The organism is Pseudorhodobacter antarcticus, assembly GCF_900110135.1.
Classification (GTDB): domain Bacteria; phylum Pseudomonadota; class Alphaproteobacteria; order Rhodobacterales; family Rhodobacteraceae; genus Pseudorhodobacter; species Pseudorhodobacter antarcticus.
The window spans coordinates 55,917-77,982 of sequence record NZ_FOCO01000010.1; the positions used below are offsets into that span (position 1 = coordinate 55,917).

General features: G+C 61.9%; 20 protein-coding genes and 1 pseudogene. 11 read left to right on the forward strand and 10 right to left on the reverse strand.

Going from position 1 to position 22,066, the window contains the following annotated elements; all coding sequences use genetic code 11:
* Positions 1-2: 2 nt before the first annotated feature.
* The 4 genes from BMY36_RS07170 to BMY36_RS07185 all read right to left on the reverse strand — a co-directional run bounded on the left by BMY36_RS07170 (position 3) and on the right by BMY36_RS07185 (position 3,012).
* Positions 3-1,046, reverse strand: a complete 1,044-nt coding sequence (locus BMY36_RS07170) for an aldo/keto reductase (protein WP_050520491.1) — start codon at positions 1,044-1,046, stop codon at positions 3-5.
* Between the two features lie 66 nt (positions 1,047-1,112).
* Positions 1,113-1,709: a nucleoside/nucleotide kinase family protein gene (locus BMY36_RS07175; RefSeq protein WP_050520492.1), complete on the reverse strand. Its 597-nt coding sequence runs from the start codon at positions 1,707-1,709 to the stop codon at positions 1,113-1,115.
* Positions 1,706-2,710, reverse strand: a complete 1,005-nt coding sequence (locus BMY36_RS07180) for a type I glyceraldehyde-3-phosphate dehydrogenase (protein WP_050520493.1) — start codon at positions 2,708-2,710, stop codon at positions 1,706-1,708. The genes BMY36_RS07175 and BMY36_RS07180 overlap by 4 nt, the downstream gene beginning before the upstream one ends.
* Before the next feature lie 104 nt (positions 2,711-2,814).
* Positions 2,815-3,012, reverse strand: a complete 198-nt coding sequence (locus BMY36_RS07185; protein ID WP_050520494.1) for a heavy-metal-associated domain-containing protein — start codon at positions 3,010-3,012, stop codon at positions 2,815-2,817.
* Between the two features lie 142 nt (positions 3,013-3,154).
* On the opposite strand from BMY36_RS07185, the pseudogene BMY36_RS07190 reads away from it, so the two are divergent.
* Positions 3,155-5,563 (forward strand): annotated as a pseudogene (locus BMY36_RS07190) (heavy metal translocating P-type ATPase).
* Positions 5,560-5,967 carry a MerR family DNA-binding protein gene (locus tag BMY36_RS07195; protein ID WP_050520495.1) on the forward strand — a complete coding sequence of 136 codons (408 nt, stop codon included), beginning with the start codon at positions 5,560-5,562 and terminating at the stop codon, positions 5,965-5,967. Before BMY36_RS07190 ends, BMY36_RS07195 begins: the two are co-directional and overlap by 4 nt.
* Positions 5,968-6,044: 77 nt before the next feature.
* On the opposite strand, the gene hemE is transcribed toward BMY36_RS07195, so the two are convergent.
* Positions 6,045-7,076: a uroporphyrinogen decarboxylase gene (gene hemE, locus BMY36_RS07200; protein WP_050520496.1), complete on the reverse strand. Its 1,032-nt coding sequence runs from the start codon at positions 7,074-7,076 to the stop codon at positions 6,045-6,047.
* Positions 7,077-7,197: 121 nt separating this feature from the next.
* Here hemE and hemC point away from each other — a divergent pair, with 121 nt between their 5' ends.
* Positions 7,198-8,142, forward strand: a complete 945-nt coding sequence (gene hemC / locus BMY36_RS07205) for a hydroxymethylbilane synthase (RefSeq protein ID WP_050520497.1) — start codon at positions 7,198-7,200, stop codon at positions 8,140-8,142.
* On the forward strand, positions 8,129-8,851 hold the full coding sequence (locus BMY36_RS07210) for a BUD32 family EKC/KEOPS complex subunit (protein ID WP_050520498.1): 723 nt from the start codon (positions 8,129-8,131) through the stop codon (positions 8,849-8,851). Before hemC ends, BMY36_RS07210 begins: the two co-directional genes overlap by 14 nt.
* Here the strand turns inward: BMY36_RS07210 and BMY36_RS07215 are convergent.
* Together BMY36_RS07215 and BMY36_RS07220 are read right to left on the reverse strand one after the other, a co-directional pair.
* The gene (locus BMY36_RS07215) at positions 8,832-10,247 is read right to left on the reverse strand and encodes an FAD-binding oxidoreductase (RefSeq protein ID WP_050520499.1); all 1,416 of its coding nucleotides are present in this window, start codon (positions 10,245-10,247) and stop codon (positions 8,832-8,834) included. The genes BMY36_RS07210 and BMY36_RS07215 overlap by 20 nt on opposite strands.
* On the reverse strand, positions 10,244-10,879 hold the full coding sequence (locus tag BMY36_RS07220) for an arylesterase (protein ID WP_244888662.1): 636 nt from the start codon (positions 10,877-10,879) through the stop codon (positions 10,244-10,246). The genes BMY36_RS07215 and BMY36_RS07220 overlap by 4 nt, the downstream gene beginning before the upstream one ends.
* Before the next feature lie 52 nt (positions 10,880-10,931).
* Between BMY36_RS07220 and BMY36_RS07225 the strand changes: the two genes are divergently transcribed.
* The 4 genes from BMY36_RS07225 (at position 10,932) to mnmH (ending at position 16,537) form a co-directional block, all read left to right on the forward strand.
* Positions 10,932-11,624: an ABC transporter ATP-binding protein gene (locus BMY36_RS07225; protein ID WP_050520501.1), complete on the forward strand. Its 693-nt coding sequence runs from the start codon at positions 10,932-10,934 to the stop codon at positions 11,622-11,624.
* Entirely contained in the window at positions 11,621-14,140 is a 2,520-nt protein-coding gene (locus BMY36_RS07230; protein ID WP_050520502.1) for an ABC transporter permease, read from the forward strand. The genes BMY36_RS07225 and BMY36_RS07230 overlap by 4 nt, the downstream gene beginning before the upstream one ends.
* A gap of 63 nt (positions 14,141-14,203) precedes the next feature.
* Positions 14,204-15,379: an acetylornithine deacetylase gene (gene argE, locus BMY36_RS07235; protein ID WP_050520540.1), complete on the forward strand. Its 1,176-nt coding sequence runs from the start codon at positions 14,204-14,206 to the stop codon at positions 15,377-15,379.
* Positions 15,380-15,490: 111 nt separating this feature from the next.
* Positions 15,491-16,537, forward strand: a complete 1,047-nt coding sequence (mnmH, locus tag BMY36_RS07240) for a tRNA 2-selenouridine(34) synthase MnmH (protein WP_050520503.1) — start codon at positions 15,491-15,493, stop codon at positions 16,535-16,537.
* A gap of 33 nt (positions 16,538-16,570) precedes the next feature.
* Here the strand turns inward: mnmH and BMY36_RS07245 are convergent, their stop codons facing one another.
* From BMY36_RS07245 to metG, 3 genes are all read right to left on the reverse strand, one after another.
* Positions 16,571-17,224, reverse strand: a complete 654-nt coding sequence (locus BMY36_RS07245) for a glycosyltransferase family protein (protein WP_139193962.1) — start codon at positions 17,222-17,224, stop codon at positions 16,571-16,573.
* A gap of 38 nt (positions 17,225-17,262) precedes the next feature.
* Complete coding sequence (locus BMY36_RS07250) at positions 17,263-17,718, reverse strand: hypothetical protein (protein ID WP_050520505.1); 456 nt, start codon at positions 17,716-17,718, stop codon at positions 17,263-17,265.
* Positions 17,719-17,856: 138 nt separating this feature from the next.
* Positions 17,857-19,566, reverse strand: coding sequence for a methionine--tRNA ligase (gene metG / locus BMY36_RS07255; protein ID WP_050520506.1), 1,710 nt, complete (start codon positions 19,564-19,566; stop codon positions 17,857-17,859).
* Positions 19,567-19,691: 125 nt separating this feature from the next.
* Between metG and BMY36_RS07260 the strand changes: the two genes are divergently transcribed.
* The 3 genes from BMY36_RS07260 (at position 19,692) to BMY36_RS07270 (ending at position 21,640) form a co-directional block, all read left to right on the forward strand.
* Positions 19,692-20,369, forward strand: a complete 678-nt coding sequence (locus tag BMY36_RS07260) for an AzlC family ABC transporter permease (RefSeq protein ID WP_074818552.1) — start codon at positions 19,692-19,694, stop codon at positions 20,367-20,369.
* Positions 20,362-20,655: a branched-chain amino acid transport AzlD family protein gene (locus BMY36_RS07265; protein ID WP_050520508.1), complete on the forward strand. Its 294-nt coding sequence runs from the start codon at positions 20,362-20,364 to the stop codon at positions 20,653-20,655. The genes BMY36_RS07260 and BMY36_RS07265 overlap by 8 nt, the downstream gene beginning before the upstream one ends.
* Positions 20,656-20,722: 67 nt before the next feature.
* On the forward strand, positions 20,723-21,640 hold the full coding sequence (locus tag BMY36_RS07270) for a DUF1963 domain-containing protein (RefSeq protein WP_050520509.1): 918 nt from the start codon (positions 20,723-20,725) through the stop codon (positions 21,638-21,640).
* Positions 21,641-22,066 lie beyond the last annotated feature (426 nt).

Here is a 22,066-nt window from a genome sequence, read left to right on the forward strand (position 1 = left end):
CGTCAAAACGGCTGCGGAAAGGCGCGGTGCGCGATGGCAATCTCCTCCATCACCTCGTCAGACAGTACCACCTTTGACGCGCCAATATTCACCTGCAACTGCTCCAAACTCGACGCGCCCAAGATCGGGATCACCGGGAACGGACGGCCCCGCGCAAAGGCCAGCGCCATCTGGTTTGGGTCCAACCCGTAGCGCGCCGCTATGCCCAGATAGGCGGCAACCGCCTCAAACACATAGGGTGTTACGCGGCCACCAAGATCGGGCGACGCAACCCGCCGCGTTCCATCCGGAATAACCCCGCCCGCATATTTACCGGACAACAGCCCAGCAGCCAGCGGCGAAAACGCTAGCAGCGGCATGTTTTCCATCGCCGCAAATTCCGCCCAATCGCTGTCAAACTGGCGGCACAGCAGCGAGTATTCGTTTTGCACCACAGCCATGCGCGGCAGGCCCAATGACTGCGCCAAGCGCAGCCAATTCGCCGCCCCCCATACGGTTTCATTCGACAGGCCGAACGCGCGCACCTTGCCTTCTGCCACCAGCTTGCCAGCCGTCAGCAAAACATCGGTCATATCGGCAAACACATCGGCGGCAGGCATTTTTCTGGGGGCAAAGTCCCAGATTTTGCGGAAATGATACGAGCCGCGGTTGGGCCAATGCAGTTGGTAAACATCAATGTAATCGGTCTGCAAGCGCACCAGCGACGCTTCCACCGCTGCGCGCAGGCTGACGCCGGTAATAGGCGCACCGTTTCGCACAAACCCATTGCCCTCACCGATAATCTTGGTGGCCAGCACAACTTTGTCGCGCCCGCCTTGCCGCGCAAACCAATTGCCGATGATCGCTTCGGTGCCGCCAATCGTTTCCGCGCGCACCGGGTTGGTCGGGTACATTTCCGCCGTGTCCCAAAAATTCAACCCATGTTCCATCGCCATGGCGATTTGGTCATGCGCCTCGGCCTGCGTGTTCTGGCTGCCCCAGGTCATCGTGCCCAGGCAATATTCCGACACCATCAGTCCGGTGGAACCAAGCGGGATTTGTTTCATGCCTTGAACCTTTCATGGGGTATGCGTGCCAAACGTCGCATCATTTCAAACCGTTCGCAAGCGGGCTTACCCCTGCTGAATGACCATATCGGCGGGCACAGACCCCGCGATCACCAAGCGTGCATTTGGAATGTCATTGCCCATCGCCCGCGCTTGCGCCGCATCCGCCGCCAGCCCGTGGTCGCGCCACCGTTGCACCAATCGCGCCTCTAGCACGGCTAGTGGCACGTCCAGCGCGATCGTCACATCCCAAAACGGGCGCAAACTGGCCCAAGGGCCGTGTTCCAACAGCAGATAATTGCCCTCCACCAACAGCACCTCTGCGTCTGGCCCAATCACCGCCGCCCCTGCCACCGCCACATCGCGCGTGCGATCAAACAGGGGGATTACCACCTCCTGCTCCACCCGCAGCCGCCCCAACAGCGCGGCAAACCCCGCCACATCATAGGTGTCGGGCGCGCCCTTGCGGTCCAACAATCCCCGTTCCATCAACACGGCATTGTCCAGATGAAACCCGTCCATCGGCACCACAACAGCGCCCGCAATCTGTGCTGCCAACCCTTCGGCCAAAGTCGATTTGCCCGACCCAGGTGCACCCACAATCGCCACGATCAACCGCCCAGACCCGCGCCGCGCTGCAATCAAATCCAGCGCCGCCTTCATGCCGCCCCCCGCAGCAGGCTGGCCACATCCAGCATCCGGTTGGAAAATCCCCATTCGTTGTCATACCAGCCAAACACCCGCAGCATCCCCCCCGCCGTTATCCGCGTTTCTGGGCAGGCCATCACAATGCTTTCGCGCCGCATCCGCAAATCGGTCGATACCAGCGCACGGTCCGTCGCCCCAATCACGCCGCCCCCGACAGAGCTGGCAGCCGCGCGAAACGCATCATTCACCGCCGCGACGCTTGGCACCCTCTGCGTCATCACCGCCAAATCCACAGCCGAGACACTGACCACAGGCACCCGCACCGCCGACCCTTCAATCCGCCCCGCCAAATCTGGCAACACATGGTCCAGCAACCGCTGCGCCGATGTGGTCGTGGGCACCATGGAAACCGCGGCCGCCCGGCTGCGCGCAAAATCGGCGGCAGGTGCATCGACCGTGGGCTGGCTGCCGGTATAGCAGTGAATGGTGGTCATCGACCCCGTCACAACCCCCCATTCGCGGTCAATCAACGCCACCAACGGGGCCAGCGCATTGGTCGTGCAGGATGCATTGGACAATATCCGGTGCGCGCGCAGATCAAGCCCCGCCTCATTCGCGCCCATCACCACCGTGTAATCCGCCGCCTGCGATGGACCCGATACCAGCACCCGTGCTGCCCCCGCCCGCAAACCCCGCGCGGCCATTTCGCGCCCATCCGCGCGGCCCGTACATTCCATCACCAAATCCACGCCCCGCAGATCAAGCGTCGAAATATCGCGCGCGCGGTGCAAGGGTATGCGCCGCCCGTCCACGTTCAGGCCCGCATCATCTAGGGAAATCACCCCGCGCCACGGCCCAAAAATGCTGTCAAATTCAAACAGATACGCGCACATATCGGCGGCGGCGATGTCATTGATCCCCACCACTTCCAGCCCCGGCCAACGGTCCGGCCCCTGCAAAAACGCCCGCAACACCGACCGCCCGATACGCCCGAACCCGTTGATGAATATCCGCATAGGATTGCCCCCCGTTTGGCGCAGTCTGACCACGCGGGGGGCAGGGGTTCAACTGGCGATACGCGCAAAACTTGTATCAGTCACAATTCGCCTGAACCGCCGCCCTAAACCACCTCTGCCGGAAATCCCACCTTGGCCAGCGCCGCAATCACGGCGGCATCGGCCACCGCCGATGTCACATCCGCCCGCCGCGCCGCCATATCCACCACAACAACCGCCTGCGGGTCCAGCGTAAAAACCGCCCCTTCCACTGCCGCTTTGCAATGTCCACAACTCATATCGGGAATCGAGAATTCTGTCATATCGCCTCCTGTTTCGCCCCTTACTGCACCTTCCCGCCATGGGAAGATCAAGCGCAAAATGGGCCGCCGAAATTAGCCCCTTGACCTTCGTGTGACTGGAACCCCCAAGGTGCAAGGTGAAAGTGAGGGCGCAATCGCCACAATGACATTCTCGGTGCAAGGCATGACCTGCGGCGCTTGCGTGGACCGGGTGGAACACATCTTGTCAGGGGTTGATGGGGCGGGCCGCGCCACCACCAACCTTGCCAATAACACCGCCACCGTGGCGGGCGGCGCCGCCCCTGCCATTGCGGACGCCTTGGCAAATGCAGGCTTTGCCGCCGCCGCCGACACCGTAACGCTGCATATCGACGGGATGACCTGCGCATCCTGCGTTGGCCGGGTGGAACGCGCCGTCACCAGCCTGCCGGGCGTGCTGACATCACAGGTCAACCTTGCCACCGAAACCGCACAGGTGCAATTTCTGCACGGGGGCACTGACACCAGCACCCTGATCGCCGCGATTGCAGGCCAAGGATATGCAGCGAAATCCCAAACCCAAACCACGGCCAAAACCGACACCATCACGCGGCTGCAGACCCAACTCCTCATTGCCATCACCCTCGCGCTGCCGGTGTTTATATTGGAAATGGGCGGCCACGCCGTTCCCGCATTTCACCATTACATCATGGCCACCATTGGCATGCAGACCAGCTGGTTGATCCAATTTGCCCTAACCACCGCCATCCTGCTTGGGCCGGGCCGAGTGTTTTATACCCGTGGCTAGGCGTCCTTGCGCCACAAAGCGCCCGACATGAACGCTTTGGTTATGATCGGCACCGCTGCCGCCTACAGCTTCTCGCTGATCGCCACCTTCCTGCCCCATCTTTTGCCCGCCCCAGCCCACGCGGTGTATTTTGAGGCGGCAGCCGTCATCGTCACCCTCATCTTGATGGGCCGCTGGATGGAAGCGCGGGCCAAAGGCCGCACTTGGGCCGCGATCGCCCGCCTGATAGGCCTTTCCCCCAAAACCGCCCGCGTTGAACGGGATGGCGAAATCCTGGATCTGCCATTGGCCGAGGTTGTAGTCGGTGACATCTTGCACCTGCGCCCTGGTGAGAAAATCGCGGTCGATGGCACGGTCACAGATGGCCAGAGCTATGTCGACGAAAGCATGTTGACCGTAGAGGCAGCAGCGATCGCCAAAAACACCGGCGACACCACTACCGGCGGCACGGTCAACGGCACGGGCGCGCTGACCTATCGCGCGATGCGGGTTGGGGGCGACATGATGTTGGCCCAGATCATCCGCATGGTGGAACAGGCCCAAGGCGCGCGCTTGCCCGTCCAAGACCTTGTGAACCGCATCACCGGCTGGTTTATTCCCGCCGTCCTTGCCGCCGCCGCCTTGACCGTGGCGGTCTGGGTCATCTTTGGCCCCGCCCCCGCGCTGACCCATGCCTTGGTCGCGGGCGTTGCGGTCCTCATCATCGCCTACCCCCGTGCGATGGGCTTTGCGGTGCCCGTCTCCATCATGGTCGGCACCGGGCGCGCCGCCGATCTGGGCGTGCTGTTTCGGCGCGGTGACGCCCTGCAATCGCTGCAATCGGTAGATATTATCGCGTTTGATAAAACTGGCACACTCACCGTTGGCCGCCCGGAAATGACCGATTTCATCCTCGCGCAGGGGTTTGATGGCAATACCGTCCTGGCGCGCATCGCCGCCGTAGAGGCGAAATCCGAACACCCTATAGCCACCGCAATCACGCGCGCCGCCACCGACCGCGGCCTCGACCTGCCGCCCGCGTTTGATTTCACCTCTCACACCGGGTTGGGCATCGCGGCCCAAGTCGCAGGGCAGCGTATCCTCATCGGTTCCGCCCGCTTTATGACCAGCGAAGGGGTTGATCCCGCCCCGCTTGGCAAAGCCGCCGAAACCCTTGCCAATGACGGTAAACCCCCAATTTTTGCCGCGCTTAACGGCCAAATCGCCGCTGTGATCGGTGTCGCCGACCCCATAAAACCCGGCACGGTAGAGGCGATTGCGCAACTGCGCGCAATGGGCCTGAGGTTGGTCATGATATCGGGTGATAACAAGGCCACCGCCCACATCATCGCCGCCACGCTGAGCATCACTGAAGTGGTCGCCGAAGTTCTCCCCGCTGGCAAAGTCGCCGCCTTGGACGCTTTGCGCGCAACAGGCGAAAGCCTTGCCTTTGTTGGGGATGGCATTAATGACGCCCCCGCCCTTGCCGCCGCAGATGTCGGTGTGGCCATCGGCACCGGCACCGATGTCGCAATTGAAGCGGCGGATGTGGTCCTTATGTCGGGCGATCTGCGCGGCGTTGTCGGGGCGCTGGCGATCAGCCGCGCCACCATGCGTAACATCAAACAAAACCTGTTCTGGGCCTTCGGCTATAACGCCGCGCTGATCCCGGTTGCGGCGGGCGCGCTATACCCGATTTGGGGCCTTCAATTGTCGCCCATGCTGGCGGCGGGGGCGATGGCGCTGTCATCAGTGTTCGTCCTTACCAACGCGCTGCGTCTGCGCTGGGTCGGGGGGCCGACATGAACATCAAAGACGCCGTCGGCCGCGCAAACCTGCCCGCCAAAATCATCCACTATTATGAGGATGTGGGCCTAATCCGCCCCCTGCGCGACCCCAACGGCTACCGCGTTTCCCGCGACAGCGACGTTCACAAACTTGGCTTTCTGGGCCGCGCCCGCGCGCTTGGCTTCACGATTAAAGATTGCCGCGTGCTGTTATCATTGTATGAGGACAAAGCCCGCGCCAGTGCCGATGTCAAAGACATCGCGCAACGCCACCTCGATCAAATCACTCAAAAAATCAACGCGTTACAAGCTATGCAAGACACCCTGTCGCATCTGGTGACCACTTGCCACGGCGACACCCGCCCCGAGTGTCCCATCCTCGCCGATCTGGCACCCGCAATCCCCTCGGGCCAAAACAGGTAGGTATTTAAGCCAAGACGAATGGCAGGGCACACGTCCTTTGCCCATTCGTCTTGGTCCAAATACCTAACTTGCCGCCTTCAGCCGCCGCGCACCGCGTCAATCATGCGCGACACGTTGTCGGGGTCCGCCTCAGGCGTGATCCCGTGCCCAAGGTTGAAAATATGCGGCCCTTTGGAAAACGCTTTCACAATCCGGCGGGTTTCATCGACCAAATCCTGGCCGCCCGTCACCATATGATGCGATGCAAGGTTGCCCTGCACGCATCCATCTACCTGCACATGCTGCGCCGCCCATTCCGGCGTCACTGAATTGTCCAGCGCCACGCAATCGGCCCCGGTTGCGCGGGCAAAGCCGATATAGCCGTCGCCACCTTCGCGCGGAAACGCGATGATCGGCAAATTGGGGTGGCGTGCTTTCAACTCTGCGATAATCCGCTTGGCAGGTAGCAGCGCGAAATCGTGGAAATCGGCACCCTTCAGGCTGCCTGCCCAACTGTCAAACAGCTTTACCACTTCGGCCCCGGCGCGCACTTGGGCATCCAAATACTCAATCGTGCCGTCGGTAATCCGGTCAATCAGTGCCACAAACGCCACGCGGTCGGTGTCTTTCAACTTATGCGCGGGCGCTTGGTCCGGGGTGCCGCGCCCGGCGACCATATAGGTGGCAACCGTCCACGGCGCACCTGCAAACCCGATCAGGGTCGTTTGCGGCGGCAATTCGCGCGCCAAAATCTTGACGGTTTCATACACCGGGGCCAACGTCTCGTGGATATCGCTGGTGGGCCGCAGCGCCTGCACCCCCGCCATATCGGTGATGGTCGACAGGCGCGGCCCCTCGCCGGTCACAAACCACAAATCCGCGCCCATCGCTTGGGGCAACAGCAAAATATCGGCAAACAAAATCGCCGCATCAAACCCATAACGCCGGATCGGCTGCAACGTCACCTCGGCCGCCAATTCGGGGTTATAGCACAGCTTCAAAAAATCCCCCGCTTGCGCCCGCGTCGCGCGATATTCCGGCAAATAGCGCCCTGCTTGCCGCATCATCCAGATCGGCGGCGTTGCTTGTGTTTCGCCGCGCAGCGCACGCAGGATGGTTTTCTCGGTCATTTGCTTCTCCCTTATCATCCTCCCTTGACTTCCAACTTGGCGCGCGCTTGTCAATATGACATGACACATCGCTGCCAATCTATCGTTGAAAACGTCCCGCCGTGCCGCTAGGAACCTGACCATGACACATCCGCTTCCCTCCCCCACCCGCCCGCTGCGCATCGGCACCCGCGGCTCCCCCCTCGCCCTATGGCAAGCACATGAGGTGCGGCGCTGCCTGATGGCCGCCCATGATTTGCCCATGGACGCGTTTGATGTGGTGGTGATCAAGGTCACTGGCGACATGATCCAAGACCGCGCGTTAAAAGATATTGGCGGCAAGGGCCTGTTCACCCGCGAGATCGAGGAGGCCCTGCTGGACGGTGGCATCGACATCGCCGTTCATTCGGTGAAAGACATGCCGACCCAGCAGCCTGCGGGCCTTACGCTGAACTGCTACCTGCCGCGCCAAGACGTGCGTGATGCCTTCGTCTCCCCCGGTGTCGCCGCGCTGGCCGATCTGCCGCGCGGCGCCACTGTCGGCTCCAGCAGTTTGCGCCGCCGCGCGCAACTGGCGCTCAAGCGGCCCGACCTCAATCTGGTCGAATTTCGCGGCAACGTGCAAACCCGCATGAAAAAGCTGGAGGATGGCGTGGCTGTGGCCACCTTCCTTGCCATGGCCGGCCTGAACCGGTTGGAAATGTCCCACGTCGCCCGCCACGCCGTGGCACCAGAGGATATGCTGCCCGCCGTGGCCCAAGGGGCCATTGGCATTGAACGCCGCGACAATGATGCCCCCGTGATTGCCTTGCTCGACGCCATTCACTGCACCCCCACCGGCCAGCGCGTCACGGCGGAACGTGCGTTTCTGGCCGAACTCGATGGGTCTTGCGAAACCCCCATTGCCGCGCTGGCAATCCTCGAAGGTGATCAAATCTGGCTGCGCGGCGAAATCCTGCGCCCCGATGGCTCGCAATCGCTGGCAGATGATATTCGCGGTCCCATCGCAGAAGGCCCCGAACTGGGCCGCACTCTTGCCAAACGTTTGAAATCCCGCGCCCCGGCAGGTTTTTTTGATTGGCATTGACCCCAAATTGCAGGCCGCCATTCGCGCGGCACTGAACGGCCCCTATGCCCGCGTGCAACCGCTGGACCTGCCCACAGGCCGCGTCTGGCTGAAACAGGCCGAACGCCTTACGGGTCGGATGCGGTTGCAAAAAGGTGATGGTGCCAAAGGCTTCGCGCGCGAAGTGGCGGGGCTGCACCTCCTAGGCCACCTCGGCCTGCCCGCAGCCCCCGTGTTGGCCGAAGGCGACGATTGGGTCGCCACCCCCGATCTTGGCCCCACCTTGCGCGAACTGATGTGGCATGATGCCCGCGACCTTACCCCGGTTTTCGCCGCCGCAGGCACCGCGCTGGCCAACCTGCACCTTGCCAGCTACCGCCATGGTCGCCCCGCCATTCGCGATCTGTGCTGGAATGGCGAAGCGATCCATTTCATTGATCTGGAACGGTTTTCGCCTATAAAATCCGACCCGCGCGGGTTGGCGATTGACCTGATGATCTTCGTCCACAGCCTTTACGCCGACAGCCTGCTAGCCCCTGAAAAAGCGCCCCAACTGCGTGAGGCTGCAATTGCCGCCTACCGCAAACTTGCCCCCGGCATCTGGGCGCACGCGCGTGTGACCGCAAGCTGGCTGGGGTGGCTCCCCACCATCACCCGCCTGCGCCCCAATTCCCGCGATTGGCAAGCGCTTGCGCCCACCCTGACGCGCTTTAGGTCAGATCAGGAATAACCTTACCGGGGTTCATCCGCCCATCCGGGTCCAGCGCCGCCTTGATACTGCGCATCACGCCCAGCGCCACCGGGTCTTTGCGCCGCGCCATGGAGGCGCGTTTCGACAATCCCACGCCATGTTCCGCCGAAAAACTGCCGCGCAGGGCCTGCACCTCATCCTCTACCGCGGCCACCACAGCATCATACAGCATGGGGTCATCGCGGGTCGGATAGACCGTGTAATGCACATTGCCATCGCCCAAATGCGCCACACAAATATCTTCCGCCCCGGCATCAAGCGCAGGCAACCGCGCCGCCATGCGCGCCAAAAACACATCCACCTTGTCCAGCGGCACCGCAATATCGGTATCAATCGTAGGCTCGCGCGCAAAGGTAATTTCCGCCGCCAATTCGCGCCGTTCCCACATCGCGCGCCGCTGCGCTTCCGACCGCGCGATTTCGGCGTCCAGCACGTAACCGTCCTCCATCATCTGGGCCAAAACATCCTCCAGCAGCGCCGCCACAGGCACCACACCATCCGCGCCCACAACCGCATCACGCGGAGCCACCGCCCCCATTTCCACCAAAATATTCACGGGCTGGCGCGGGGTAAACGGCTGGCGAATATCTGGCCGCGCCTCCGCCAGCCTCCGCATATAACTCTCAGGCATATACTCAAACGCCTCCACCGCGCCCCCCGTCGCCTCGCGCAAGCGGTTCAACAACACCAACGCATCGGGCAAACTGCGCACCGCCACCGTCGCCGTGGCATAAGCGCGGGGACGCGGCACCAGTTTCATCACCGCCGCCGTGATAATCCCCAGCGTGCCTTCCGCCCCAATAAACAAATCGCGCAGGTCATAGCCGGAATTGTCCTTGTGCAACTCGCTCATCAAATCAAGCACTTGCCCATCCGCCAGCACCACCTCCAGCCCCAAACACAACGCACGGGTGGAGCCGTATCGCAACACGTTCGACCCGCCCGCATTGGTGGACAACACGCCGCCAATCATCGCAGACCCGCGCGCGCCAAACCACAGCGGGAAATACAACCCCTCGGCCTCCGCCGCCGCGTGCAAACGGTCCAAGATCACCCCAGCTTCGACCACCGCAATCCGCGCATCGGGCCTGATTTCGCGAATGGCGTTCATCCGCTCCACGCTGATCATCAACCCGCCAACGGTCATCGCGCCACCCACCAACCCCGTGCGCCCCGACACCGGCACCACGGCCACGCCATGCGCCGCCGCGACCCGCAAACAGGCCGCCACTTGCGCCGTATCGCCGGGCCGCACCACCGCCACCGGGTCGGCGGTAAACTTACCCGTCCAATCGGACATATGTGCCGCGCGGTCCGCACCCGTCAAAACATGCGCATCACCAACGACCGCCGCCAAATCCAAAAGCAAACTCACTTCGTCAATTCCAGCAATTCCAACACCTTGGGCCCCATCGCCTCCACAATCCGCGCAACTCCGCCCGCATCGGGGTGGATGCCATCAGATTGCATAAAGGCCAAATCAATCCCCCCATCCGCCCCCGCAATCGGCGCGAAAAACGCAGGCACCAACAACACCCCAAATTGCGCCGCCAAATCCGGGTAAATCGCATCAAACTGCGCCTTGTACGCGACCCCATAATTGCCGGGCGCAATCATTCCCACCAACAACACCGGCAAACCCTGCGCGCGCGCGCCGTCCAAAATCTGCGTCAAATTGGCGCGCGCCACGCTTGGGTCCAGCCCCCGCAGCATGTCATTGCCGCCCAAATTCACAATCAACGCCTGCGCGCCCCCGTCCAGCGACCACGCCAACCGCGCCGCCCCGCCCGCCGTGGTATCCCCCGATACGCCCGCGTTCACCACCTGCGCCACCGCCCCATTCGCGTCCAGCCACGCTTGCAACTGCGGCACAAACCCATCGCTTGCCGGCAAACCATACCCCGCCGTCAAACTGTCCCCCAGCGCCACAATCCGCGGCACATCCGCCGCAAATGCCGCACCAGCAGCTATAATCCCCACCCCAAACGCAAATACCGTGTTGCGCATTACGCGCGCAGCCCCATATCCAAGGGCAAGAGCAGACCGAAAGGCAATTTTCATGACGACACCTATTTTGGGGCTGCAAAACGCTGGCCTGACACTGGCAGGCAACGCAGGCCCGGTAAACATATTGCGCGCGATCACCCTGAACGTCCAGCGCGGCGAAAGCCTTGGGTTGATCGGGCCGTCGGGGTCTGGCAAATCGTCGCTCCTGATGATCATGGGCGGTTTGGAACAGGCCACCTCGGGTCGCGTGATGGCTTTGGGCCACGACCTTACCGCGATGGATGAGGATCAACTGGCCCGCTTTCGTAGGGATAATATGGGGGTGGTGTTCCAATCTTTCCACCTTATCCCCACAATGACCGCGCTGGAAAACGTGGCCCTGCCTTTGGAGCTTGGCGGGGTGCAGGATGCGTTTGGCCGTGCATCGGCCGAACTTAACGCCGTGGGCCTGGGTGCGCGGATGGATCATTACCCCAGCCAAATGTCGGGCGGCGAACAACAACGCGTGGCGCTGGCCCGCGCCGCCGCCCCCCGCCCCGCGATCCTGCTGGCGGATGAACCCACCGGAAACCTTGATGGCAAAAACGGTGAGGCGATTATGGATCTGCTGTTCGGCCTGCGCGACCGCCATGATGCCACCCTGATTATGGTCACGCATGCGCCGGAACTCGCTGCGCGCTGCTCCCGCATCATCCGCCTGAAAGATGGCGAAATCGACGGCGAAGGCCTGGAGGCCGCTGCATGAGCCTGTCTCTCGCCGCCCGTCTGGCCAAACGCGAATTGCGTGGCGGCCTGCGCGGTTTCCGCGTTTTCCTCGCCTGCCTCACCCTTGGTGTGGCCGCGATTGCCGCCGTCGGCATGGTCCGCGCCGCGATCGAAGGGGGCCTGTCCTCCCAAGGGGCCGCCCTTCTGGGGGGCGATGCGCAAATGGAATTCACCTATCGCCGCGCCACCGTTGATGAGCGCGCCTTCATGGACACCATGTCCACCGACACGTCCGAGGTGGTCGATTTCCGGTCCATGGCCGTGGTCGGTGATGACCGCGCGCTGACCCAAGTCAAATCTGTCGATGCCGCCTATCCCCTTGTGGGCGAAGTGGTTCTCGACCCCCAAATCCCGCTGGCAGACGCGCTGAATGGCCAAAAAGGTTTGCCCGGTGCCGTGATGGACCGCGTGTTGGTTGACCGTCTGGGCCTGCAAATCGGCGATCCCTTTACCATGGGCACCCAAAACTTCGCCCTCTCCGCCGTGCTGGTCACTGAACCCGACAGCGCCACGGGCGGCTTTGGCCTTGGCCCCCGCACCATGATCCGCACCGATGATCTGGCCAATTCCGGCCTCCTCAGCCCCGGCAGCCTGTACGAATCCGAATACCGCCTCATGCTGCCCCCCGGCACCGATTTCGATGTCGCCAAAGCAACGGCCGAGGATGCGTTTCGCGACACCGGCCTGCGCTGGTCCGACAGCCGCCGCGCCACTCCCGGCGTGGCCCGCTTTGTCGAGCGCATCAGCTCGTTTTTGGTCCTCGTCGGCCTTGCGGGCCTCGCCGTGGGCGGGGTTGGCGTCTCCGCCGCCGTACGCGCCTATCTTGACGGTAAAATCACGACCATCGCCACGCTGAAAACCCTTGGCGCATCCGGGGCGACCATTTTCCAAACTTACCTGATGCAAATCGGCATCCTCACAGCACTTGGCGTCACCATGGGCCTTATCCTTGGCGCGGGCGTCCCCCTCGCGTTGTCCCCTCTGATAAAAGCATCCCTCCCCTTCCCGGTCGCTTTCGGCCTCTACCCGGCACCTTTGGCCGAGGCTGCGTTTTACGGCGTCACCACCGCATTATTGTTCACCCTGTGGCCACTGGCCCGCGTCCAAAACGTCCGCGTGGCCGTCCTCTATCGCGGCGGCGCGGGCAAGGTCGCATGGCCCAGCTGGCCCATGTGGTTGGCGATGGGCGTCCTCATCGCGCTGCTGATCGGCGGGGCCGCCTACCTTTCCGGCCTCGCCTTCCTCGCGCTTTGGGCCGCTGCGGGCGTGGTGGCCAGCCTCGCCATTCTCTGGCTCGCGGCGTTCGCCTTGCGCGCCGCTGCCCGCAAACTGGCCCGCTCCGGCCTTGCGCGGGGCCGCGTTGGCCTGCGCGCCGCATTGGCAGCCATTGGGGGACCACGGGATGAGGCGGCCTCGGTCATCCTCTCCCTCGGCCTCGGCCTTACCGTGCTGGCCGCCGTAGGCCAGATTGACAGCAACCTACGCGCCGCCATTGACCGCGACCTGCCCGCCATCGCCCCGTCTTACTTTTTCGTCGACATTCAAAACGACCAAATCGACGGGTTCCTGACCCGCACGCGCGAAAACCCAAGCGTCAGCAAAGTCGAAAGCTCGCCCATGCTGCGCGGCGTTGTGACCCAAATCAACGGCGTCGATGCGCGGACGGTTGCTGGCGAACATTGGGTGGTGCGCGGGGATCGCGGCGTCACCTATTCCGCCATGGTTCCACCCGGCACCACGCTCACCGCAGGCACCTTTTGGGACGCGGATTACACAGGCCCGCCCCAACTCTCCTTTGCCCAAGAAGAAGCGGATGAAATTGGCCTGAAGCTGGGCGATACCATGACCGTCAACATCCTTGGCCGCGACATCACCGCCGAGATCACCAGCCTGCGCGAGGTGGATTTCTCTACAGGCGGAATGGGGTTTGTGATGATGCTGAACCCCGCCTCCGTGGCAGGGGCCCCCCACACCCATATCGCCACCGTTTATGCGACACCGGACGCGGAGGCGGCGATTCTGCGCGATGTCGCCACCGCCTATCCCAACATCACCGCCGTGCGGGTGCGTGACGCGATCAACCGCGTGTCCGATGCGCTGTCGGCGATCGCCACCGCCACCGCTTGGGCCGCAGGCGCCACCTTGCTGACAGGTTTTGTGGTGCTGATTGGTGCTGCCGCCGCAGGCGAACGTGCAAGGGTGTATGAGGCGGCAATCCTGAAAACCCTTGGGGCATCGCGCGCGCAAATCATGGGCAGTTTCGCCTTGCGCGCAGCCCTTACTGGGGCGGCGGCGGGCGTGGTCGCCATTGCCGCAGGCGGCGGGGCGGCGTGGGCCGTGATGCGATTTGTGATGGAAACCGAATTTGTGTTCGAACCCCTCTCGGCGCTGGCCATTGTGGGCGGTGGGGTGCTGGCCACCTTGCTGGCAGGCCTAGCTTTTGTCTGGCGACCGCTAAAGGCACGCCCGGCACAAGTGCTGCGTGCCTCCGATTGACGCGTTAAGGGCGTGCCAAGCGCACGCCCTTGCGATACGATGAGCACAAAAAAGGAATCCAAAATGCCCGTCGCCCCAACGACCCCATCCGCCCGCGACATCCTTGAACGCCTCATCGCGTTTGACACCACCAGCGCCAACTCCAACCTCGCGCTGACGCACTATGTCCAATCCCTGCTGGCGGATGCTGGCATCACCAGCCACCTTATCCCCGATGCCTCAGGCCAAAAGGCCAACCTTTGGGCGCAAACCGGCCCCGAAAACACCCCCGGCGTTATCCTGTCCGGCCATGTCGATACTGTTCCCGTTGAAGGGCAGACATGGACCAAACCTCCGTTCCAACTGACCACCGAAGGCACCCGCCTTTATGGTCGCGGCACCACCGATATGAAAGGCTTTGACGCCTGCGCCATCGCCTGCATGATCGCAGCCGCCCGCGACGATCTGCGCGTGCCGATCATCCTTGCGCTGTCGTATGATGAGGAAATCGGTTGTCGCGGCGTTGGCCCCATGATCGACGCGATGGCGGGGTGGCCCACCAAACCCCGCCTGTGCATCGTCGGCGAACCCACCAGCATGGAGGCGGCGATTGGCCACAAAGGCAAAGTCGCCCTGCGCGTCACCTGCACCGGGCGCAGCGCCCATTCATCCTCCGCCCCCCACGCGCTGAATGCCATTCATTTGGCGATGGATTTCGGCGCAGCGGTGCGGGCCTTGCAAACAGATATCGCGCAATCCGGCCCGTTTGATGCCGATTATGATGTTCCTTATTCCACCCTGCACATCGGCAAAATCAATGGTGGCGTGCAGGTGAACGTGGTCGCCAATACCTGCGTGATTGATATGGAAATTCGAAGCCTCGCGGGCCACGACCCAGCCCACCTGATCGCGCACCTGCAAACCGCCGCTGACGTCATCACCGCCCCGCACCGCGCAGATTTCCCCGAGGCCGGGATTGGGATAGAACGTTTGTGGGACTATCCCGGCCTTGGCACCCCCCCCGATGCGGATGTGGTCAGCTTTGTCAAAAGATTGACGGGTGGCAATGCCCACCTAAAGGTCGCTTACGGCACCGAAGGCGGCATATTCGCGCAAACTCTTGGCCTGCCAACTGTGGTCTGCGGGCCGGGCGCAATGGCCCAAGGCCATATGCCGGATGAGTATATTGAAATCGCACAATTGGACTGCTGCACGGCCATGCTGGACGCGCTGCGGGCTCAGTGCGTGGCAGGGTTCTGACAGCCCTTTGTGGGCCAGCACAGGTAGGTATTTAAGCCAAGACGAAACCACCAGCGCATGTCGCGACGATGCGCACTTTCCGCCACGGTCCACTTGCGCTATGCACGCGCTATGGCAACCACCCTCACCTCGCTTGCGCAACTGGCAACCCTTGGGTTCGACGACATCATTGATGTGCGCAGCCCGGCGGAATTTGCCGAGGACCACATAGCGGGCGCGATAAACCTGCCCGTGCTGAACGATGCCGAACGCGCGGAAGTGGGCACGATTTACAAACAAGACAGCCCGTTTCGCGCCCGCAAAGTGGGGGCCGCATTGGTCGCCGCCAATGCGGCACGCCATTTGCAAGGGCCACTGGCGGACAAGCCGGGGGGCTGGCAGCCGCTGGTCTATTGTTGGCGCGGGGGGCAAAGATCAGGGTCGTTTGCGTCGATCTTGTCCCAAGTGGGTTGGCGCACTGAACTGGTCGCTGGCGGGTACAAGGCCTACCGCGCGCTGGTGGTGGCAGCACTTTATGACACGCCATTTCCTTGCCCCGTGATCTTGCTGGATGGCAACACAGGGTCCGCCAAAACCGACATCCTGCACCGGTTGGCCGCGCGCGGCGTTCAAATGCTGGATCTTGAAGGGTTGGCGCAGCATCGCGGCAGCCTGTTTGGGGCCATGCCGGGCGGCCAACCCAGCCAAAAAGCCTTTGAATCCGCGCTTGCAATGGCCATCAGCCGCCTTGACCCCGCCCGCGTGGTGGTGGTGGAGGCTGAAAGCTCCAAAGTGGGGAATTGCCGCCTGCCGCCGGGCCTGTGGAAAGCGATGGCATCTGCAAAACGGCTGGAAATTTGCGCGCCGCTGTCCGCGCGCGCGCGCTATCTGGTCACCGCCTACGCCGATATGATCGCCGACCCCGCGCGCCTGTCAACCACCATCGACCGCCTGCGCCCAGCCCATGCTGCCGACCAAATCGACCTTTGGCAAAGCATGGCTGCAGCGGGTGATTTTCAATCCCTAGCCGCTGGCCTGATGGCGCAGCATTATGACCCCCGCTATGGCAAACACCGCGCAAGGCTGGGTCACGGCGTCACCACGTTTGCGGTGGATGATTTGGGCCCAGACGCATTAGAGACAGTGGCAGCAAAAATTGCGACCTTTGTGGCGCCGTAAACCACGCATCCACAGCAGGCGCCAAAGATCAGGTCAGACCTTGCCAGCGCTGATCTTTTCAAACCCTTGCGCAAGGTCCGGCATCAACATATCGCGCACACCATTGCCCTGCAAATAGGCCAAAAATTCCGTTATCCGCTTGGGCATCCCCGCCCAATAAGCGTCATAACTGCACTGGCCCGCAAGGTCTTGGATCGACTTGATGCCCGGCAATTTCGCATGCGCAATCGACGGCAAGTTCAAATGTTCACACAATTCCTTGGTGCGCATATCATGTTCGACCCACAGGGCGGGCACCCCGGCCTGCAACGCCACCATATTGCCGTAAAACCGCGTGCCCAAGCAAAAATCAAACTTTTCCGCCATATAGGCGCGCCATGATGGCACTGTGAAAAACTTGGCAAAATGCTTTTGCACATAGTCGTAATAAGCGCCGCGCCCCAGCTTTCCCTCTTTTAACAAGGTCGAAACGGTCGCTTGGTTCCATTCCGCCGGGTCCGCGTTGACATAAGCCTCGCGCGTGATCGTGCCTGCGGCGATTTCCACCTCGACATGGTCGCCTTGGCCGATGATGCCCGCATCACTTACCATCGCCAGCCGCAAAATTTCACGGTCGTCCGAACTGTAGGACAGGTTCACCACCGGACGCTCCGCTTTGCTGGTCAAGGCGCGATTGTCATCATTCATGTCCCCGGCGATATAGGCAGACTGGCAGCCCACAACCGTCACGTTCTTAACGCCGTACTTGGCGCATAGATCGGCGGTGAACGCACCCCGCCCCCCCCCACGGTATCGGCATGATCCGCGATCACCCGCAACAGACGAACCGTGCGCGGGTCCACATTCGCCGCACCGACCGTGTCTTTCAAAAACGCATGGCAGCCAAAGCCAAAAGACGTAACCGGAAGCCCCAATTTCTCAATAAAATCAGCCTGTTTTTCGTGCCCGGCGGCATAGGCAGGCGGTTTGCGCATATGCATCATTGTGGCCGCGACAAAGCCCAGATGCGATATCTTTTCGCGCAACGCAGCAATGCTCGCATCATCCAACGCAATGGACACCGGCATGCCATTTTGAAACATTGTCCGCGCCGCATGGCCGTGAATGGCATTGCCGGTGTTTTCACGCGCGCCCAGCGCAAAACTGGCTTGGTTTCCGATAAACCCAATGCGTTTTGGCATGTGTTCGCTCCGCAATTTTTGCCGAAAGGGACGGCATATTAAAAATCAGGCGCATCGTGTCAAAATCGCTGGCACCTTGGTTGAGCCCGACCATGCGTGATTTCATTATGGCACGCAAGGGCGGGCCAGATCGCAGCTCTAGTCCCGCACCCCCGCAAATTGCACTTGCCAGGCCTCGCGCTCTGCATCGGTGATCTTGGCAAACAGCACCTCGGGCACGTCAAACGCATGGCCCACAGGCAACGCAGTCAAGGCGCTGCGCACATCGTCGGGCCACGTCCAATCGTCGGTGCGCATCCCGGTCATCATCGACGCCGCCGCTGTGGGGATAAAGGGCTGCGAAATCACCGCATAAACCCGGATCAAATTCAGCGCCAAACGGATTTGCGCCGCCGCCTGCGCAGGGTCGGTTTTCACCACAGTCCAAGGGGCGCTTGCCTGCAAATACTCATTGCCCGCCACCCAAATGCTGCGCAATTCAATTGCCGCTTTGCGCACCTCCATCGCCTCCATATGGGTGCTATAGGCGACCAAACGCCCTTCCACCTCAGCAATCAACGCCTCCTCAGCCGCACCCCAGGCGCCACCATCGGGCACCACGGCACCAAACTTGGCATTGCAAAACTTGGTCACCCGGCTCACCAAATTGCCCAGCACATCGGCCAAATCCTTATTGGTCGATTGCTGAAAATTCTCCCATGTAAACTCCGCGTCCGAGCTTTCTGGCGCGTGCGACAGCAACCACCAGCGCCAATAATCGGCGGGCAACAGCGACAGCGCTTGGTCCATAAACACCCCCCGCCCGCGCGAGGTGGAAAACTGCCCACCATCATAATTCAGATAGTTGAACGACTTGATGTAATCGACCAGCTTCCACGGCTCATTAGACCCCAAAATCGTCGCAGGAAAGCTAAGCGTGTGAAACGGCACGTTATCCTTGCCCATAAACTGGGTATAGGTCACATCCTCCGCGCCTTTGTCCGTGCGCCACCAGCGTTCCCAATCGCCGCCCGTGGCCGCCGCCCATTCCTGCGCGCAGGCGATATATTCAATCGGCGCATCGAACCAGACATAGAAAACCTTGCCGTCCATCCCCGCCCACGGCGCGCCTTCAAACTGCACAGGCACCCCCCATGACAGATCGCGCGTGATGCCCCGGTCTTGCAACCCATCGCCGTCATTCAGCCATTTTTTGGCGATCGACGTGGTCAAAATTGGCCAATCCTGCTTGCCCTCAATCCATTCCGCCAATGCACCCTTCATCTCTGACTGGCGCAAATACAAATGCTTGGTTTCGCGCAATTCCAACTCGGTGGACCCTGAAACGGTCGACCGGGGGTTGATCAAATCCACCGGGTCCAGCTGTTTCGTGCAATTGTCGCATTGGTCACCGCGCGCAGAGTCAAACCCGCAATTCGGGCAAGTCCCCTCGATGTAGCGGTCCGGCAAAAAACGCCCGTCGGCGACCGAATACATCTGCTTTTCGGTAACCTCACGGATCAACCCTTGGTCGGCCAACCGCGCCGCAAACGCTTGGGTCAACACCCGGTTTTGGGCCGATGATGACCGCCCGAAATGGTCAAACGACAGCGAAAACCCTTGGGCAATTTCCGCCTGCACCGCGTGCATTTCGGCGCAATAGGCGTCCACAGGTTTGCCCGCTTTGGCGGCGGCCAGCTCCGCTGGGGTGCCATGTTCATCGGTCGCGCATAAAAACAGCACCTCATGCCCCCGGGCGCGCAGGTAGCGTGCGTATAAATCGGCGGGCAATTGGCTGCCCACAAGGTTGCCCAGATGCTTGATGCCGTTGATATAGGGTATGGCGGATGTGATCAGATGTCTGGCCATTGGGCGTTCCTTTGCGAAATCTCATGCCCCATTTACCCCAACCCCGCGCCAAGGGCCAGAAGTCCCTTGCACCTTGACGCGCCCCAAATCGCCTGCCACCACAGCGCAAAATCATGGGGCCCATCATGCAGTTCACATCCGGCGCACGCGACGTGCTGCCCCTGGCACTTGGGGCCGCATTATACGGCCTTGCCTTTGGCCTGCTTGCCGCGCAATCGGGCATGTCGGCGCTGCAAACCGGGGTTATGGGGGCCACCGTGTTTTCCGGTTCCGCGCAGTTTGTTGCGGTGGAACGGTTGGCGGCGGGTGCGGGTGCTGCGACGGCGCTGATCGCGGGCATCGCGCTGAACTTGCGGCTGTTGTTGATGACCGCGTCGTTGCGCGACATCCTTGCGCCCCGCCCGTTTTGGCAAAAACTGCTGGGCGTTCATATGACCACCGACGAATCTTGGGCGCTGTTTCACGGCACCCGCGCCAAGGGCGGCACCCCGAGTTATTGGTATTTGGTCGGCGCGGGTGCTTGCATGATGGTGCTGTGGGTCGCGTCCACCACTGCAGGGGCAATTTTTGCCACGGCTTTGCCCGAACCCCGCGCGCTGGGAATTGATTTCGCCTTCACTGCCGCATTTATCGCCATTTTGCGCGGGCTTTGGGGTGGCAGGCGCGATCTTGTGCCGTGGGTCGCCTCTGCCGCGACGGTGGCGGGCCTGGCCACCTTGACCCCGATGGAGCCGTCATGGGCGCTGGTTGTGGGCGGCATGTTAGGTGCGATTATTGCAGGGATAACACCGTCTGATGCGTGATATTGCCTTGATCACCTTGGGCCTTGCCGCCGCCAATATCGCGATTCGTTTGGGCGGGTATTACCTTGGGGCTGCCTTGCCGCAAACGGGTGCTTGGGCGCGGGGGTTAAAGGCGCTGCCCGGCACGCTGATCACCGCTTTGGTCACTTTGCAATTGATCAACGGTGGGCCGCAGGAATGGCTGGCGGGGGCCGCGGCCCTTGGGGCGGCCATTGTCACGCGGTCTTTGCCCCTGACCATGCTGGTTGGGATTGTCACGATTTATCTGCTGCGCCTATGGTCCTAGCCTTCTTGCGGCATACCTGCGCATATGGAGGAACGGGCGGCCATGACGATCGGGGACGGGGTACAGAATGATAAAGCTGGTTCTACTTTTGGGCATTGTCGTGGCGGTGATGCTGGCCCGCCGCATGTTGTTTCCCCGCCTGCCCAAACCGCAGCCCCCCCCCCCCGTCCTTGCCCTGCCCAAATCTGTCCGCGCGCCCACAGCGGCCGATATTGCGCAGCGCACCGCCCCTTTGATTGCCCTCGGCCTGCGCGGCACGATCAGCCCGATGCCTGCCGCCCTGACCGACAGCCGCATCGGGGGGCCGTTGATTTGGCCTGCGGGACAGACCCCGCCCACGGACAAATCTGGCGCGCCGTTGGTGTTGCTGGCCCAGATTGATTTGGCCCGCTTGCCCGCCCCGCTGGACCTGCCCCGCGCGGGGATTTTGCAAATGTTGATCGCGCCGTTTGATGGGTGGGGGTGCGCATTTCCGTCGGCCCAAGGCAATGGGTTTGTGTTGGCACTGCACCCGCCGGGCACGGATTTTGCGGCCCCCATCCCCCCCGCTGAGGGGGCGGGCCCGTTCCGGCGGCGCGGCCCGTCGGGCAAGACCCATGCAAAAGATGGGGCGGCGATCACTTGGGTATTAGTCAATTGCCCGCCCACCCCCGCCGATTATCGGCTGGCGGATTTGGCCCATGCCGGGCAGCGCCCCAGCCAAGCGGAGGAGGAGGAAATTGACATCCTGTATTCCGACCTGAGCCTGCAACGCGGCACCTATGATATTATGCTGCGGGGCAACCCTGATTTCACCCAAAATGACGTGCGAGAGGACCCGCGATTTGCGGGGATGATCAATTTGATGGCGTTTTCGTCCAGCGGGGGGGCGTTTATGTGGGGCGATGCGGGGGAGGCGTGCGTGTTGATACCGCCTGCCGATTTGGGGGCGAATTTGGCCGCGCCAGACCTGTCGCGGGCGGTTTATTACTGGGATTGCTGTTAGGGATTGCGCGTGCGATTTACGGGGTGCATCGCGCGCGATACTTTGGCCAATATATTGTTTTAAATAGGTTTTGTTTTTTTGTTAACCAAATTTTAAGGAAATAGATCGCGACAAATCGCGGTTTTGGTCGCGATTTTGGTAGCGCGGGCCTTCGCGCCCTTTGCCAAGCGGGCGGCCCATCCAACACGAGAGTGGCGGTTCATACATAGCGGCGGTTTTGCGCTTGGGCGCGAGGCGGGCGCGGGTTAGGCGATGCCGAATCGGGTGAGGGCCATAGAGGCGCTTGCGATCATTAGGGCCATCGCTGTGGGGCGGTTGCGGGCCCAGATTCCACCCCTTTGCCCTGTTGCGTCTACGCCAAAAGGGGGCGGCGTTGGAAATGAAAACGGGGGGCGCTTGGCCCCCCGCATCAAGGTTTTTAAGGCA

Excerpts from the sequence above, each read along its gene's own strand:
- BMY36_RS07170 (WP_050520491.1), bottom strand. The coding sequence starts at position 1,046 with ATGAAACAAATCCCGCTTGGTTCCACCGGACTGATGGTGTCGGAATAT.
- BMY36_RS07175 (WP_050520492.1), bottom strand. The coding sequence starts at position 1,709 with ATGAAGGCGGCGCTGGATTTGATTGCAGCGCGGCGCGGGTCTGGGCGG.
- BMY36_RS07180 (WP_050520493.1), bottom strand. The coding sequence starts at position 2,710 with ATGCGGATATTCATCAACGGGTTCGGGCGTATCGGGCGGTCGGTGTTG.
- BMY36_RS07185 (WP_050520494.1), bottom strand. The coding sequence starts at position 3,012 with ATGACAGAATTCTCGATTCCCGATATGAGTTGTGGACATTGCAAAGCG.
- BMY36_RS07195 (WP_050520495.1), top strand. The coding sequence starts at position 5,560 with ATGAACATCAAAGACGCCGTCGGCCGCGCAAACCTGCCCGCCAAAATC.
- hemE (WP_050520496.1), bottom strand. The coding sequence starts at position 7,076 with ATGACCGAGAAAACCATCCTGCGTGCGCTGCGCGGCGAAACACAAGCA.
- hemC (WP_050520497.1), top strand. The coding sequence starts at position 7,198 with ATGACACATCCGCTTCCCTCCCCCACCCGCCCGCTGCGCATCGGCACC.
- BMY36_RS07220 (WP_244888662.1), bottom strand. The coding sequence starts at position 10,879 with ATGCGCAACACGGTATTTGCGTTTGGGGTGGGGATTATAGCTGCTGGT.
- BMY36_RS07225 (WP_050520501.1), top strand. The coding sequence starts at position 10,932 with ATGACGACACCTATTTTGGGGCTGCAAAACGCTGGCCTGACACTGGCA.
- BMY36_RS07230 (WP_050520502.1), top strand. The coding sequence starts at position 11,621 with ATGAGCCTGTCTCTCGCCGCCCGTCTGGCCAAACGCGAATTGCGTGGC.
- argE (WP_050520540.1), top strand. The coding sequence starts at position 14,204 with ATGCCCGTCGCCCCAACGACCCCATCCGCCCGCGACATCCTTGAACGC.
- mnmH (WP_050520503.1), top strand. The coding sequence starts at position 15,491 with ATGGCAACCACCCTCACCTCGCTTGCGCAACTGGCAACCCTTGGGTTC.
- BMY36_RS07245 (WP_139193962.1), bottom strand. The coding sequence starts at position 17,224 with ATGAATGATGACAATCGCGCCTTGACCAGCAAAGCGGAGCGTCCGGTG.
- BMY36_RS07250 (WP_050520505.1), bottom strand. The coding sequence starts at position 17,718 with ATGCCAAAACGCATTGGGTTTATCGGAAACCAAGCCAGTTTTGCGCTG.
- metG (WP_050520506.1), bottom strand. The coding sequence starts at position 19,566 with ATGGCCAGACATCTGATCACATCCGCCATACCCTATATCAACGGCATC.
- BMY36_RS07260 (WP_074818552.1), top strand. The coding sequence starts at position 19,692 with ATGCAGTTCACATCCGGCGCACGCGACGTGCTGCCCCTGGCACTTGGG.
- BMY36_RS07265 (WP_050520508.1), top strand. The coding sequence starts at position 20,362 with ATGCGTGATATTGCCTTGATCACCTTGGGCCTTGCCGCCGCCAATATC.
- BMY36_RS07270 (WP_050520509.1), top strand. The coding sequence starts at position 20,723 with ATGATAAAGCTGGTTCTACTTTTGGGCATTGTCGTGGCGGTGATGCTG.